The following is a 15,796-nucleotide window of genomic DNA, read 5'->3' on the forward strand; positions in this document are numbered from 1 at the left end:
ACCGAAGTGGTTCGCTCGACTTGCATGTATTAGGCACGCCGCCAGCGTTCGTCCTGAGCCAGGATCAAACTCTCCAAAAAGAGTGATTAGCTCATAAAATAAAACGTTGGCTTCATTTCTAACGAAATGAATATTATTGTTTGTTGACGTTCTTGTTTGTTTAGTTTTCAAAGATCAATGTCGGTCACTTCCTTCAGAAGCAACTCTACTAATATATCACGTCGTTTGTTTCGTGTCAACATTTTTTGTGAAGTTTTTTATTATCACAATGTTGTTAACCCGTCGTTAACGACTGCTTTAATACTATAACACCGTGGGCATGGTGAGTCAACAGTTAATTTCAATTTATATTGCGGGAATTTTTATACATAAGGGTCTAGTCTTTTTTCAGAATCTAAAGAGCATTTATAACCTTTTTCCCGCCCCTTCTATTAGACATCTCTCTTATTTTCTTCGTATTCATCCTTGAGTGCTACTATCGGAATTCTCTTATCGCTTTTTACGGCTACCCACCCTTGAGAGCCCGTCCATCAATCATCTCCCTCTAGTCTACGTTTATAGCATGTATTCAAAAATCCCTTTACTACCAAGATCTCCTTATTACAAATAAAAAAGCTGACTCTTAAAAGGAACATCCTCTTGTTTGAGCCAGCTTCATTATATATAAATTATCTAGAAATTTTAACAATACCTTCTTGCTTGGCTTCAACCAAACCTTGTTTTTCAATAACCACTTTTTCACCGTCTGTTAAGTTTGTGAAGATGATTGGAGTAATCGTTGATTTTGCATTTTGTTTAATATAGTCAATGTCAAACTTCAAAAGCGGTTGACCTTTTTTCACGATGTCATTTTCTGCTACTAAGGTTTCGAAACCTTGACCTTTTAGATTCACTGTGTCCAATCCAACATGAATAAGGATTTCGTGACCAGCGTTGGATAAGATGCCAATCGCGTGCTTTGTTGGGAATAAGTTTACGATTTTACCGTCAACAGGTGATACGATCAAACCTTCTGCAGGTACGATAGCAAATCCGTCGCCCATCATTTTTTCTGCGAATACTGGATCTGGCACTTCTGAAATCTTCTTAATCTCTCCTTTAATTGGAGAGACAAAGTTTTCATCGATTCTCCTTGTATAATACAAAGCGTTAGGAGTTAATCCTTCCACCTGTTGTCGTATCCCTTTTTCCGGTTCTTTTTCCATCACACGCGGCTTTTTACCATTCATAATGTCATTCATTTGACTTTTTATGGTTTCTGAACGCGGTCCGAAGATTGCTTGAATATTATTGCCAACTTCAAGAATCCCGGCAGCTCCTAGTCTCTTCAAACCTTTTTTGTCTACATTTTTAATATCATTTACAGAAACACGAAGACGGGTAATACATGCGTCTAGGTGTGAGATATTCTGCTGGCCTCCCATAGCTTCAAGGATTTGATAGGCCAGATCACCAGCTAAACCTTTTGATTCTTCTATAGTAATTTCAGTATCGTCTTCCCTTCCTGGTGTTATGAGATTCAACTTTGTTATCGCAAAGCGGAAAACAAAATAATAGATCACTGCGAAAACGAATCCTAACAGAATTGCAATCCACCAGCGCTCTTTTCCTGGAAGTATTCCGAATAAAACAAAGTCAATCGCTCCACCCGAAAATGTATATCCTAAGTGAACTTTAAACAAAGCCAGCAATACAAACGAAAGACCATCCAGGACTGCATGGATAAAGAATAAAAGTGGCGATACAAATAAAAACGAAAATTCCATTGGTTCAGTAATACCTGTTAGAAAAGAAGTTAAGGCAGCAGAACCCAATAGTCCTGCTACTAACTTTTTCTTTTCAGGACGTGCTGTATGATACATTGCCAACGCTGCTGCGGGTAACCCAAACATCATGATTGGGAATTCTCCCTGCATAAAATAACCTGCAGTAAGTTTTACGTTATCTTTTAATTGCGCAAAGAAGATAGTCATATCTCCATGTACAATTTGCCCTGATTGCGTTTTATATGAACCAAATTCATACCAAAATGGTGCGTAAAAAATATGGTGTAATCCAAACGGAATTAATAAACGTTTAATAAAACCAAAGAAGAATACAGCTATATAGGTTCCACTACCAAGTAACCATTCAGATGCACTATTCATACCATGCTGAATCGGTGGCCAAATAACTAATAATAATAAACCAGCAATTAACGAGAAAGCTGCTGTTACGATTGGAACAAATCGTTTCCCCGCAAAGAACCCCAGAAAGGATGGCATTTCAATATCATGATACTTATTGTAAGCAAAGGCAGCTATCAAACCAACAATAATACCACCAAATACCCCAGTCTGTAATGTATGAATTCCTAAAACAGTTGCATAGGATGGGTCACTACTTACCATCTTCGCAGTAACTCCCGCCCATGAGCTCATTACCTGGTTTAACACTAAATAACCAACAATAGCAGCAAGAGCGGCGGCACCATCTCCCGCTAAACCTAAAGCCACCCCTGCCGCAAAGATCAAGGCTAAGTTACCAAAAATTATGGATCCAGCATCCTCCATCACGTTTGCCACTAACTGAACCCAATGAACATTTAAAAACGGTAGATAAAGTAGCGTAGTTGGCTGTTGGATGGCATTACCAATTCCTAACAGCAAGCCTGCAGCAGGTAAGAGCGCAACAGGGAGCATTAGGGCTTTACCTACTTTTTGCAGAACGCCAAAAGCATTTTTAAACATTGTACCACCCCCAATAAAAATTAACTTTAGCCCATTATAGTATAGGAAGTAACAATAAAAAGGCATGAGTAAAAGTTCAATTGAAAGAAGAGATAGGTATAGATTTTCCCCAAATCTCCTTATCAACCAATCCTTTTCACTCATGCCTGATAAAATCAGTAACACGCAAAAAATAATGACTATTTAAATTTGTTTTGTAAACGCTGTAAATGCATGGTAAGATAAACCGCTTCTGCATCGAATACTTTCATTTTCAATGTATGTTGCATCACTTTGATGAGCTTCCATGCGAGATTATAGCACACGGGATATTCTTCTTTCAAGAGACTAGCTATTTTATCGGGTTCAACGACTTTTTCTCCTTTTTCCACACGATCAATCGCGAAACGGAGATGACGAACCAGTCTCATGTAATCAATACTATCCTTATCAATTACGAGATCAAATCGTTCTTCGACCATCTTCACCAGTTTGGTGACAAGCTGAGAGTATTGGTTCACTTCAGAAAGAGTTCGCTTGGTAATTGCACTGTGAATGTGTAACGCAATAAAGCCAGCTTCTTCGTGAGGAAGGGAAATTCCCGTTTTCTCTTTAATAATCTCCACCACTTCAAGCGCTATTTCATATTCAAATCGATATAAGGCCCTAGTTTCCAGTAAAATTGGGTTCCTAAATTCCATTCCCTGCGAAACCCGGGACAAGGAAAACATAATATGATCGGTTAACGCAACGTGGATATGCTCATTTAATTGTGAATTCGTTCGTTGTTTGATATGTTCGATCGCAGAAATAATCGCTTCATGGTGATCATTACTTAAAAAGGGTAGTAATCGAATGTAATTTTCTTGTTCCTTTTCATTCTTTAATACAAACAGTTTTTCCGCTTTTTCCATATCAATATAATCGCCATTTTTTCGATTAAATCCGATTCCCTTCCCAATGACGACAACTTCTTCATAGGAAGGGTGTTCAGCAATTAACACATTATTATTTAAGACTTTATCAACTAAAAGTTTAGCCATACCCTTACTTTCCCCATTTCGCCCAAATAACATCAGTATTTTCATACTATCAATAGAAGAAACAGGAAGTCAACGACAATTATCGACAAATACTTGAAACCCCATTGGAAATTTATTCAAAACGCATTCCTCTTAACCCAATGATATAAAACAGCACAGAAAAGCCAATTAACGCCATTGAATCCTTAAACATAGTTCCTCCATGAAGACTTCCACTTATGATTTCTTTAAATCCTGACATTGCCCAACTTTGTGGAACAACTAAAGCAATTTTTTGCATTATATCCGGAACAAGCTCAATCGACCAATAAACGCCTCCCAGCATACAGGTACTTACAATTAAAATAGCGCTTAAAGCTCCCGCCTGTTGCTTCGTCTTTACAAGCCCAGCAATCATTAATCCGAATCCAGTAACCGTTATGATCACGAGTGAGGCGAACGGAATTAAATAGACTAAATTCCCCCAACCAGTATCAAACATGACACTCATCGCAAGCATTAATACGGCCAATTGGATCCAGCCCATTAGAAAATACGACAATAAATACCCCGCCATAATTTCTGATTTACGTGCAGGAGATATTAATAACCTTCCCCAGGTTCCGCCAACTCGTTCATCCAAAATGGTGGACGCTGCTCCGGAAAGTCCGAACATCATAAACATGATGGCAAAACCAACAAACATTAAATTAATGTCCACTAATTTATTACTATCCTTTTCAACCGTTTGTTTTTTAACCATAATCCCCTTATGGTCGGCTGCTGCTTCCAACAATTTAGGAAAAGCTTCGGAATTTATTTTTTCTGCCGTTTGATAGGAACTAGCAATTAATCTGGCAGTTCCCTGAATATGTTGTTCTAAGGCAAGATAATTTTCTGTTTTCCTTTGAATGATGACGGTAAAGATTTGCTCTCCTTTATGAATCTGATTTTGAGGGTGATCAGGAATGACAATGGCTGCTATGGCATCCTCGTTTGAAACATTTTCTTTGGCTTTTTTTAACGAAGCTCTTTCCCATTTATAGTTTTCATCCTGCTTAAGGAGCTGTGCAATCTGATTGCTAGTATGATTATTAGAGGTAATAATGTTTACTAACGGTTTAGTCTGTCCAGATTTAACTGCGATTCCTCCAAAAATAGAACCAAATAAACACGGCATGACAAACATCAGTACCCAGGTTCCTGGAGATTTAAATAATTTTTTTAGATTAAAGGCTACGAGCGATCTTATTTTACGCATATTTACCTCTCCTTTCCATCGAAAGGCGGATCAGACCAATGGCAAAGAAGAAGATTCCCAAGCCAATCGAACTAAGCACTGCTGGCATGATTTTGGTTAAAGTAGCCCCGGACATTAAATCCAAATAGGTTTGCAAGGCAAGTCCGTTCGGTAAGACCTTCGTTATGGTAATAACCCAATCCGGAAAAATATAAAGAGGTGCCATACTTCCCCCTAAAGCCGCCATGATTTGTGTACCAAACATGCCCGCCACACCGAAGGCTTTTTCTGTTTTTACAAAAGATCCGGCCAATATCCCTAAGCCACAAGCACTGATGACAAACGCTATTGTCATCACAACAATTCCTGATACTGATTTCCCCCAGTTAACATCAAACAACAACTTGGTTCCGATAATGATGATAAATGCTTGTAATAGGCAGATAATCACAAGGCCGAGCATTTTTCCTAAAAGGTATTTCGTGTAGGTTAAATTTGTCAAAAGCAATCGTTGATATACATTCTGCTCCTTTTCGCGAATCATCATGTTAACACCCTGAACCACTGTCATTAACAAGAACATTACGCCCATGGCCGCAGCATAATACTGAAATGAGCCAACAGGTTTTGTTTTAGCATCAACAGTGGATTCTTTTATGAGTTTCTTTATTGGCAGCTGCTCTTGAATATTCATTTGCGTCGTTCCACCTTGAACAGGCTGTGCCATTTGTGCCGACATCATGTCAACAGGAATCGAACGGGAAAATTGTTCAATAACAGATTGAACAATCATTGCTTTGATGCCTGGGTCTGGAACTGTTACTAGCTTTACTTTTGTTTGATCCCCCGAAATTAACGATGAGGTAAAATCAGGTTCAATGATGATGCCAATCTCCAGAGTGTGATCCTTAATTTTTCCAAGCAAGTCATTTTCATTATAAAATTTGATCCGAATTTGCTTTGATAAGCCCTTAGATAGTACATCATCCGTTAGAACTTTACTTAACTGACCTTTGTCTTGGTTAACGACACCCAAAGTAAACTTTTTTATCGTCACATCTTTTTCAGACATAAGATTACCAAATGCAGCCCCCAATATAGAGATTAACAACAGAGGCATCGCAATAAGAGTTATAAACGCCTTCTTATCACGGACAATCAGCATCAGGTCCTTCCAGGCAAGCCACCAAAAATTCATGACTATTCCCTCCTAGTCCCGTAAATTCCGGCCAGTTAAATGTAAGAATACGCTTTCAAGATTAGGCTCAACTATTTCCATTGAAGTAATTTTTGCCCCAGTATTCGTTACTGACTGGATCAACTCACTCAAAACAGTATTAGGTTCCTTATGTAAAACGGAAATTTGATAATCCTTTATTTGAATATCTTTTTCCAAAAAACTTTTAGCTAAAGTGGTTTTAATGAGGTCAATCATTGCTGCATTGGTATCGACCGTTACATTTATTCTAGAATGATCTCCATGGGTTTCCCTTATTTCCTTCAGGGTCCCACAAGCAATTAACTGACCATGGTCAATAATTCCAAGTCGTTCACACAGATATTCAACTTCCTCCATGTAATGGCTCGTATAAATAATCGTCATCCCTTCGCCATTTAATCGTTTAACCGTTTCCAAAATGTGATTTCGTGATTGCGGGTCAATTCCGACTGTCGGTTCATCCATAATTAACATTTCCGGACGATGTAGAATTGCCGCCCCAATATTGACCCTACGCTTCATGCCGCCAGAGAAGGTATCTACTTTATCCTTGGCCCTTTCTCTTAATCCAATAATTTCAAGCACTTCATCAACATTTTTCTCCAGCTCTTTCCCACTTAAATCATACATTCTACCCCAAAACTTTAAGTTCTCTCGCGCTGACATTTCTTGATAAAGAGCAATTTCTTGTGGGACAACACCAATTAATTTTTGTGCCTGTTTTGGATTTTTCACCACATCAATGTTCTTCACCTGAATGGCTCCTGAAGATGGCGGAAACAGACCGGTAATCATATTGATTGTGGTCGACTTTCCCGCACCGTTTGGACCAAGCAAGCCAAAGGACTCCCCTTTTTCAACAGCAAACGAAACATCCTTAACGGCTTCAATTTGACCAAAACTCTTACTCAAATCTTGAACGGTGAGCATTTTCATTTCAATCACTTCTCCATTCGCACTCGACTTCCACCTTTTATCATACAAAAGCAAATTGAGAAAAAATACATTTCTATACAAAAATTACTAATCTTTTAACAAATCGGCTGTATTGGATTGTTGAGGAGCTTAATTCAACATACAAGTTTAACGTGCCAACAAATTAAAAAAGAACTGCCATGATGGCAGTTCCCTATGCAAAAATACTATTTTAAGAAAATAAAATATAAGATAAAAATGACAAAGAATAAATACATGATTGGGTGAATTTCTTTGATTTTCCCTTTAACAATCATGGTAATCGGGTAGAAGATAAAACCAATGGCAATTCCTGTTGCAATGCTGTAGGATAACGGCATGGCAATCATTGTTAAAAAGGCTGGAACCGCAATTTCAAATCGTTTCCAATCGATGTGCCCTAAAGAAGATACCATTAGTACTCCGACAATTATTAAAGCTGGCGCTGTTACCGGCGCTGTAATAACCGATAAAAGCGGGAAGAAAAAGATCGATAAAATAAATAGTCCTGCTGTTACTAAAGAAGCAAATCCTGTTTTTGCCCCTGCTGCTACACCCGCTGTTGATTCAATATAGGAGGTAGTCGTTGAAGTACCTAGAACAGCACCAACAGTAGATGCTACAGAGTCAGACAATAACGCTCTTCCTGCACGCTCTAGCTTACCGTTTTTCATTAAACCAGCTTGATTTGCTACTGCTACAAGTGTACCTGCATTATCAAAAAAGTCGACAAATAAGAAAGTCAAAATAATTCCTAACATTCCAGTGGTATAAAAAGAACTGTCGCTAAAGGATGAAAATGCGGCCCCGAAAGTTGGCTCCAAGCTAGGTACCTTACCAACGATATGATGAGGCATTTTTATTTCACCTGTAATCATTCCAGCAATAACCGTAATAATCATTCCATAAAATACTGCACCATTAATCCCTTTTGTCATCATAATCACTGTTACGACGATCCCGAAAATGGCAAGAAGGGCATCCGGAGCAGTTAAATCACCTAAACCGACAAGGGTTGCATCATTATTAACAATAATATGTGCGTTTTGCAAACCAACAAAAGTAATAAACAAACCGATACCGGCACCAACCGCATGTTTTAATTCAATGGGAATCGCATTGATGATTTTTTCGCGAAGACCTGTTAGGGTTAGTAAAAAGAAAAAGATACCGGAAATAAAAACTGCACCTAATGCATGCTGCCATGGAATTCCGCTTCCTAATACCACGGTATAAGCGAAAAAGGCGTTTAACCCCATGCCAGGTGCCAAGGCAAGTGGATATTTTCCGATAAGTCCCATAATGATCGATCCAATTGCTGAAGCCAATGCAGTAGCAACAAAGACCGCACCCTGATCCATTCTTAATGCTTCCGGAAAATCCTTTACCGAAGCTAATGACAATGTTAACGGGTTTACTACTAAAATATAGGCCATCGCCAAAAATGTTGTCATCCCACCAATAAACTCACGACGGTAATTCGTACCCAGTTTTTCAAACTCAAAATACTTTTGCATTTCTTCTCCTCCTCTATGAATCTTGCATTTTTTTACATAAAAAACGCTCCGGCATTTTCTACCGGAGCGTTGACAAAGGCATGTGACATAAATAGAAGAGAAGAAACAAAGTCTCTCTTTTATCACTGCCGTAGTCAAGCCATTTACGGTGGCTCGGTAGAAACTCTTGGGCCCTATCCCCAATATTATACGACTGTATTCGACAATATTCTTATTTCCACTATTATTGTAACAGCGAAATATCATTTTGTAAACAAAAAATACGAACGATATAAAAAATTAATTTTATATCGTTCGTATTTTAGTTAAAATCTATTCCCACTCGATGGTTGCAGGTGGTTTGCTGGTAATATCGTACACGACTCGATTCACATGAGGAACCTCATTAACAATTCGAGTTGAGATCACTTCTAATACATCCCAAGGGATTCGTGCCCAATCCGAAGTCATTCCATCAATGGATGTCACCGCACGAATGCCAATTGTATAATCATACGTTCTGGCATCACCCATGACGCCTACACTGCGAATGTCCGGTAATACCGTGAAATATTGCCAAATATCACGATCTAAGCCAGCCTTTTTAATTTCTTCACGGAGAATCCAATCAGATTCACGGACAATTTCCAATTTATCATCTGAAATCGCCCCAAGAACACGAATACCAAGCCCTGGACCAGGGAATGGCTGTCTCCAAACAATATCATCCGGAATGCCAAGTTCCGTACCAAGTGCACGAACCTCATCTTTAAACAATGTATTTAACGGTTCGATCAGCTTGAACTGCATATCTTCTGGCAGACCGCCAACATTATGATGTGATTTAATCGTTTGAGCTGTAGCTGTGCCGCTCTCGATAATATCTGTATAAAGTGTTCCTTGTGCTAAGAACTCAATTCCTTCTAGCTTCGCCGCCTCATCGTCAAACACATAAATAAATTCATTACCGATAATTTTACGTTTTTTCTCAGGGTCAGAAACACCTTCAAGTTTGGATAAGAAACGCTCTTTCGCATCCACTTTAATGACGTTCATATGGAAGCCTTCAGTGAAAGTCTTCATGACACTATCCGCTTCATTTTTTCGCAATAATCCATGATCAACAAAGATACAAGTTAATTGATCGCCGATGGCTTTATGAATCAATACAGCCACCACTGAAGAATCTACCCCGCCACTCAATGCACAAAGAACCTTTTTATTACCAACGGTTTCACGGATTTTCGCCATTTCCATTTCAATGAAGTTTTCCATGGACCAGTCTCCGCTGCAATTACAAACGTTAAACACAAAGTTCTTCAACAATTCATTTCCATAGACAGAATGGCGAACTTCGGGATGGAATTGTACCGCATAAAGCTTCCGAGCTTCATTACTCATGGAAGCAATCGGGCAAGAAGCACTTGTTGCATCCACAGTAAACCCTTCCGGTGCTTCAATAACCAAATCTCCATGGCTCATCCAAACCACCTGTTCATCCGGCAGGCCGCCAAACAGCGCGGATGGGTTCTTCACTTCCGTTGTTGCCTTTCCATACTCGCGATGCTTGGCCTGCTCGACCTTGCCTTCAAAGTGAACTGTCATTAATTGCATGCCATAACAAATCCCTAGGATCGGTAAACCCATTTCAAAAATCGCTTCATCACAGCGGAATGAATTTTCGTCATAGACACTATTCGGGCCGCCAGAGAAGATAATTCCCTTTGGATTCATTTGACGAATTTCTTCTGCCGTAATCGTATGCGGATGAAGCTCACTATACACGCCAAACTCACGAATTCTCCGTGTAATCAACTGGTTATACTGACTTCCAAAATCCAAAACTACAATCAAATCTTGCTTTTCGGTCAAAACAGCCACCCCTATTTCTAAAGTATTTTTTAGTTTTTCCAATAAATTATAAAAAAAACTAGAATCCTCTCCCTTGAAAGTCTTCAGGAAGGCAGAATTCTAGTTCTCTCGTAATTTCTCGCTCGAAAAAATTCTGCCTTCATAGTCGGACCATTTGCGGCGGACCGGTAGAGACTCTCGAACCCTATTTTCGAGGATATATGAAGGAAACGTTCTATATAGAAAAGCCCAAGCAATCATGTAAGCTTGAGCTAGTCTTCAATTTATCACATATTGTAACAATAGGTCGTTTTACCGGTCAAGCGATTGTCTTTTTAATTAAATTTTCCCACAATTTACGGTCCTCTTTCCAGCTTCCCTCAGGAAGATTTCTTGAATAGAGGAATTGTTCATAACGGCTGGTTAACCGTGTCATTTCCCGGCTTGAAAAAAATTGATCTACGTATATTGCATAGTTTCTGAGTGTTTGGTGATCTTTCCGCTTCAAACCATAACGTTCCAACTGTTGCAACAATACCAAATAGGCAGTACCGTAGGCCTCGTCTTGTCTATTAAACCGGAATCTCAGCAAAATCAAATACGGCAGCCATTTACCCCTTACTCTATAAAGTGCCGTAACGATGGCTGAAATCAGGATGATAATGAGAGTGAGCAGCTTCCAATTTTCCTTGAAAAAGATTTGAGTCATTCTCCAATTGTTTGAAACATCAGCAGATTTTTCACTCTGTATTTTGGTTGCCTCTGGATCCCTTTCAGGTTTCTGAACCGGTTTATTAACGGAAGATGGTGCAGGTGTTTGGTTCCCAGAAGAAGGCTGCTCCGTCCCAAAGTCAATATCGATTGGGTTACTGAATCCCTTTGTTGGTTCAAATGGCACCCATCCTAGATTAGGAAAATACACTTCCACCCAGGAGTGGGCGTTTTTATTCTTCACCTCGAAAATTTGAGTTCCTGAAGTCCCTTCTCCAAATTTTACAAATTCGCCACCGTTGAATCCCTTTACCCAACGGGTTGGAATTCCAACCGAACGCAACAGTACGGCCATCGAACTGGAAAAGTTGTCACAGTAGCCTTTTTTTGTTTCAAATAAAAACTGATCGACATAATCTATATTTTTCCCTGGAACAGCTACGTTTTTCTGATCGTACGTATATTCGTTACTGCTAAAGTAACTTTCAACCACCTTGGCTTTGTCGTACCAGTTTGTTTCCCCCGCTGTGATTTTCTCCGCAAGCACCCGAACTCTATCCGGCAGTTTGTCCGGCACCTGAGTATAACGCTTGTAAAATTCCGGCGCTAGAACAGCCGAATTGTATTCAGTCGTTGCCTTTAATTCCGTTTCTGTATATTCCGGTACTTCAAACTCTACGGCAAATGTCCAAGGGATTGAAGGACGTTGTTTGTGATTGTAATAACCAATTCTTTCAATATTTTTATCAATCAAGAACACATTCCCATCCGGGTCAATTGGTGAGATTTTCAACACCTTTTTAATTCCAAATGGATACATGAGATATGGGTATTGATAGTTCCCATTCGTTTTGACAATAGCTGTTTCCTTTGATATTTTTAATGTGCTCGGAAAAGCAACAATCGGAACACTCTCATCTTGCTCATACGTAATAGTGGCTGCCCCCGATGGAATCCAGCCCTTTCCGGTATAAGTATCCTTCGTTTCCATTTTCCAATAAAACTTCCCTGATGCTTCGTACTTAAAAACCGGTTTATTATCAGCGATAAATGGACCACCTAATGCAGCATCATTGGTTCCATAACCCACTCTATGTGGTCCGGCACCTCCACTTCCCGCTTCACCCTTTTTCCCAGTTGCTTTTAAATAGGGCACAGGGTCGGGCCATAACGGAGCTGCCTTCGGGGTCATGATACCGAATAAAACACTAATGGCAATCATACCTAGAATCGGCACCATCCATTTTTTAAAAGCTGCAGGTTGATTATGGAGTTTTTCTTTATGCTGCATTCGATAGTACGTCAGCATGCCCATCACGGTAAACCCTACAATAACGGTTCGGACAATCGCCGTTTTAGCACTATATGTAGTAAAGGTATCGAGCACTGTAATGTACACGAGGGTCAAAAAGAAAAAGATAAAAATTCGGCTCCGTTTGATCAGCCAATAATGAATTAAGTACACCATCAGCCACAATAATATAAAAAATAATAGTGAACGAAAGTCATTCGACAATTCGTTCCAATCTCTTGAAGCTATGTAGCCAATGTTATGAATGAGATCGGAACTGAAGTCCTTTAGCCATTGAAAATGAAAGAACCCCTCGTCAAAATACAGCCGGTTAATGGAAATCAAAATAATTAACAGATTGATGAGACCATGCCAAAACCATTTTATCTTTAAAAAGAATAACCCAAACGAAACAAGCAGAAAGCCGATAAACATTTCAATACCATTTGTTTTTGTTAATTCCTCAACTGGCCTGAGCCATTCCCATAACAGCATAAAACCAAGGAAATATAACAGGAAGGTTGGAAAGTCCCTCTTCGTCATCGGATCATCACCTCCGAAAAGGCGGCAGCAAATTGCCCTTCATGTACCAGTACAACCCTAACTCCCCGTGCATTTGCCATCGCAATCAGTGAAATCTCATTTTCCGCAGGTGGTTCGTTTTCTCCTTTTATTAAAAATAGGGTAATCGCACCTTTTCTTTGTCCAAGGAAACTCGCCTTTTCAATTAATGTTTTAGAAAGTTGCGCGGTCACAAACATAAACGAAACAGATTGTTGGATAAATACTCCATCTGTATCCAGCACTTTTTCAAATACCACATTGCTCTTTGCTTCCACTTTTGCTAAATGATAAAACAATTCCTGCAGATGCTGCTCGCCACCTCGGATCGGGAAGGACGCCTTGTCTTTGCTGACAGTTAGCAGCCCAGTTTGGGCCCCTTTTTTCAAAACTGCCCGCAGTAAAGAGGCTGTAAAGGAAACCACTGCTTCAAATCGTTTATCCGGCACACAATCCATCACCACATATACATCATGAGATTGTCGCTGCTCAAATTCCTTTGTCATGATCTCATTCCGTTTAGCACTGGCCTTCCAGTTAATCCAGGAAAACCGGTCGCCCGGCTGATACTCTCTCACTCCAACCGCCATTGTCGTGTCCCGCTGGACCCGCTCCCTTGAAGCTGTAAGTCCCTGATCATACTGGTTTTCAAACGGCCGATAGAGCAACTCAGTAAAAGCAGGGTACACAATCAATTTTCCTTTTGCCTTATGCGTTTTTACTTTTTCAAAAAGTCCAAGCGGATCACCTGTTTTTATTGTAAACGAGTGAAAATGATGTTCCCCACGGGGCAGTTTATGAATGGTATAGTCATAGGAAAACTCCTTTTTCATTCTAGGAATCAGCAAGGTTTTCGGGGATTCAGCCATTTCGGCAAATTTTAAGGCATCACATAATTGGTCTTCAACCAGTGAATAGAAGAGCGGAAACGCCCTCGAACGCTTGATAGTAACCGTTACTTTGAGCGATTCTCCTGCATTGTAATCTGTTTTTTGCAGAGTCCTTGTTACATCTAGATCTCCTAAGGAATACATGGATAAAGCCATACAATAAATGGCAAACGGGAGGAAACTGTAGAAAAGGAACCAGCTGACGAATCCGCCTTGAAACATGGCATAAGAAAAGGTCAGCAGAATAAGGAACAAAAGCATAATAAACTTCCAAGCTTTTTGTAAAAAGAATTTCAGCTTCCTCATTTATTTCACAAGCCTTTGAACAGGTACCGGCACTCTTCCGACCACATTGCTCACTACCTCTTCTGCCGAGAAGCCTTCAAATTTTGCTTCCGATTTTAAAATAATCCGGTGAGATAACACAAATGATGCTAAATACTGAACATCATCAGGTAAAACATATTCGCGTCCAAACATGAAGGCATAAGCTTGGGCCGCTTTCATCAGTGCAATCGATCCCCTTGGGCTTGCACCGAGATATACACTGCCATGCCCGCGCGTCCGGGAGACGATATCGACAATATACCGCTTGATGGTATCATCCACAAAGACCTCTTTAACCTCATTCTGCAGAGTGCGCAGTCCGTCTAGGTCAATGACCGGCTGCAATTCTTCAATAGGCGGTACCTTTTGGGCACGATTTAGCACTTCCATTTCCTCGTGTAGTTCAGGATAGCCCATTTTCATTTTTAACAAAAAACGGTCAAGTTGGGCTTCCGGTAGTGGGTACGTTCCCTCGTATTCAATCGGATTCTGCGTTGCCATAACAAAGAATGGCTTTTTCAGCTTATGAGTAATACCGTCAATCGTAACGCTGGCTTCTTCCATTCCTTCTAGTAAGGCTGATTGGGTTTTGGGGGAGGTCCGGTTGATTTCATCCGCTAGGATAATGTTGCCCATCAGAGGACCCGGACGAAATTGGAATTCCATTTCCTTTGGATTATAAATGGATATACCAGTTACATCAGATGGTAAAAGGTCAGGGGTGAACTGGATCCGGCGGAAGTTAGCATTAACGGATTTGGCAAGGGCGCGGACCATCATCGTTTTCCCGACACCCGGTACGTCTTCAAGTAAGACATGCCCTTCAGCAAGCAACGCCACCAAACTTAATTCAGCTACATTTCTTTTGCCAATCATGACTTTTTCAATATTGGAGAGAATTTGATCTATTTTAGTATTTATTTGTCCTTGAGCCACTTGTGATTCCTCCTCATGGGGGGTTAAGTATATCATCCTATGTATTCGCTTTACTTTAGGAAAAATCCTGTTATTTTGTCATATATTACCCAAAAATGCGTTTTGATTTGAGGGTCCGAGTTTTATGTGGCTCTACTTCCGAGTTTTCATCGTATTCGGATCCGTAGAACTCTTCTATGTTCCCTTTTTTATTGTATCTTAGCTTTTTTAGGAACGTAGAACCCCTCTATGTTCCCTTTTTTATGATGTCTTGGCTTTTTCAGGAACGTAGAACCACTCTATGTTCCCTTTTTATGATGTCTTGGCTTTTTCAGGAACGTAGAACCCCTCTATGTTCCCTTTTTTATGATGTCTTGCTTTTTTCAGGAACGTAGAACCCCTCTATGTTCCCCTTTTTATGATGTCTTGGCTTTTTCAGGAACGTAGAACCACTCTATGTTCCCCTTTTTATGATGTCTTGGCTTTTTCAGGAACGTAGAACTCCTCTATGTTCCTTTTTTTATGATGTCTTGCTTTTTTCAGGAACGTAGAACCCCTCTATGTTCCCCTTTTTATGATGTCTTGGCTTTTTCAGGAACGTAGAACCCCTC

10 protein-coding genes, 1 rRNA gene and 2 riboswitches are annotated in these 15,796 nt (G+C 39.9%); all 11 genes read right to left on the reverse strand.

The features are described 5' to 3' along the window. Positions 1–80: ribosomal RNA gene (locus ACI3K6_RS21370) — 16S ribosomal RNA — on the reverse strand; the annotation flags it as partial. Between the two features lie 588 nt (positions 81–668). After that, the gene (gene ptsG, locus ACI3K6_RS21375) at positions 669–2,729 is read right to left on the reverse strand and encodes a glucose-specific PTS transporter subunit IIBC (RefSeq protein WP_435556425.1); all 2,061 of its coding nucleotides are present in this window, start codon (positions 2,727–2,729) and stop codon (positions 669–671) included. 179 nt (positions 2,730–2,908) lie between these two features. Then, positions 2,909–3,751 carry a glucose PTS transporter transcription antiterminator GlcT gene (glcT, locus tag ACI3K6_RS21380; protein WP_335480869.1) on the reverse strand — a complete coding sequence of 281 codons (843 nt, stop codon included), beginning with the start codon at positions 3,749–3,751 and terminating at the stop codon, positions 2,909–2,911. A 112-nt stretch (positions 3,752–3,863) separates the two neighbouring features. After that, positions 3,864–4,991, reverse strand: a complete 1,128-nt coding sequence (locus ACI3K6_RS21385; protein ID WP_435556427.1) for an ABC transporter permease — start codon at positions 4,989–4,991, stop codon at positions 3,864–3,866. Then, positions 4,984–6,168, reverse strand: a complete 1,185-nt coding sequence (locus tag ACI3K6_RS21390; RefSeq protein WP_435556428.1) for an ABC transporter permease — start codon at positions 6,166–6,168, stop codon at positions 4,984–4,986. The genes ACI3K6_RS21385 and ACI3K6_RS21390 overlap by 8 nt, the downstream gene beginning before the upstream one ends. Positions 6,169–6,180: 12 nt before the next feature. Then, positions 6,181–7,119, reverse strand: a complete 939-nt coding sequence (locus ACI3K6_RS21395; RefSeq protein WP_435556496.1) for an ABC transporter ATP-binding protein — start codon at positions 7,117–7,119, stop codon at positions 6,181–6,183. A gap of 212 nt (positions 7,120–7,331) precedes the next feature. Then, positions 7,332–8,660, reverse strand: coding sequence for an NCS2 family permease (locus tag ACI3K6_RS21400; protein ID WP_435556429.1), 1,329 nt, complete (start codon positions 8,658–8,660; stop codon positions 7,332–7,334). Positions 8,661–8,771: 111 nt separating this feature from the next. Continuing rightward, positions 8,772–8,873: riboswitch (purine riboswitch) on the reverse strand. Between the two features lie 99 nt (positions 8,874–8,972). After that, positions 8,973–10,511 carry a glutamine-hydrolyzing GMP synthase gene (gene guaA / locus ACI3K6_RS21405; RefSeq protein ID WP_435556431.1) on the reverse strand — a complete coding sequence of 513 codons (1,539 nt, stop codon included), beginning with the start codon at positions 10,509–10,511 and terminating at the stop codon, positions 8,973–8,975. Positions 10,512–10,633: 122 nt separating this feature from the next. Next, a riboswitch (purine riboswitch) is annotated at positions 10,634–10,735 on the reverse strand. 74 nt (positions 10,736–10,809) lie between these two features. Next, positions 10,810–13,035 carry a transglutaminase TgpA family protein gene (locus ACI3K6_RS21410; RefSeq protein WP_435556432.1) on the reverse strand — a complete coding sequence of 742 codons (2,226 nt, stop codon included), beginning with the start codon at positions 13,033–13,035 and terminating at the stop codon, positions 10,810–10,812. Further along, complete coding sequence (locus ACI3K6_RS21415) at positions 13,032–14,249, reverse strand: DUF58 domain-containing protein (RefSeq protein ID WP_435556433.1); 1,218 nt, start codon at positions 14,247–14,249, stop codon at positions 13,032–13,034. The genes ACI3K6_RS21410 and ACI3K6_RS21415 overlap by 4 nt, the downstream gene beginning before the upstream one ends. Continuing rightward, a complete protein-coding gene (locus tag ACI3K6_RS21420) occupies positions 14,250–15,206 on the reverse strand; it encodes an AAA family ATPase (protein WP_435556434.1) in 957 nt (318 codons plus the stop codon). It abuts the gene before it with no gap. Positions 15,207–15,796 lie beyond the last annotated feature (590 nt).

The sequence above is a fragment of the Neobacillus solisequens genome, from assembly GCF_051233465.1.
Lineage (GTDB): Bacteria > Bacillota > Bacilli > Bacillales > Cytobacillaceae > Neobacillus.

Excerpts from the sequence above, each read along its gene's own strand:
- ptsG (WP_435556425.1), bottom strand. The coding sequence starts at position 2,729 with ATGTTTAAAAATGCTTTTGGCGTTCTGCAAAAAGTAGGTAAAGCCCTA.
- glcT (WP_335480869.1), bottom strand. The coding sequence starts at position 3,751 with ATGGCTAAACTTTTAGTTGATAAAGTCTTAAATAATAATGTGTTAATT.
- ACI3K6_RS21385 (WP_435556427.1), bottom strand. The coding sequence starts at position 4,991 with ATGCGTAAAATAAGATCGCTCGTAGCCTTTAATCTAAAAAAATTATTT.
- ACI3K6_RS21390 (WP_435556428.1), bottom strand. The coding sequence starts at position 6,168 with ATGAATTTTTGGTGGCTTGCCTGGAAGGACCTGATGCTGATTGTCCGT.
- ACI3K6_RS21395 (WP_435556496.1), bottom strand. The coding sequence starts at position 7,119 with ATGCTCACCGTTCAAGATTTGAGTAAGAGTTTTGGTCAAATTGAAGCC.
- ACI3K6_RS21400 (WP_435556429.1), bottom strand. The coding sequence starts at position 8,660 with ATGCAAAAGTATTTTGAGTTTGAAAAACTGGGTACGAATTACCGTCGT.
- ACI3K6_RS21410 (WP_435556432.1), bottom strand. The coding sequence starts at position 13,035 with ATGACGAAGAGGGACTTTCCAACCTTCCTGTTATATTTCCTTGGTTTT.
- ACI3K6_RS21415 (WP_435556433.1), bottom strand. The coding sequence starts at position 14,249 with ATGAGGAAGCTGAAATTCTTTTTACAAAAAGCTTGGAAGTTTATTATG.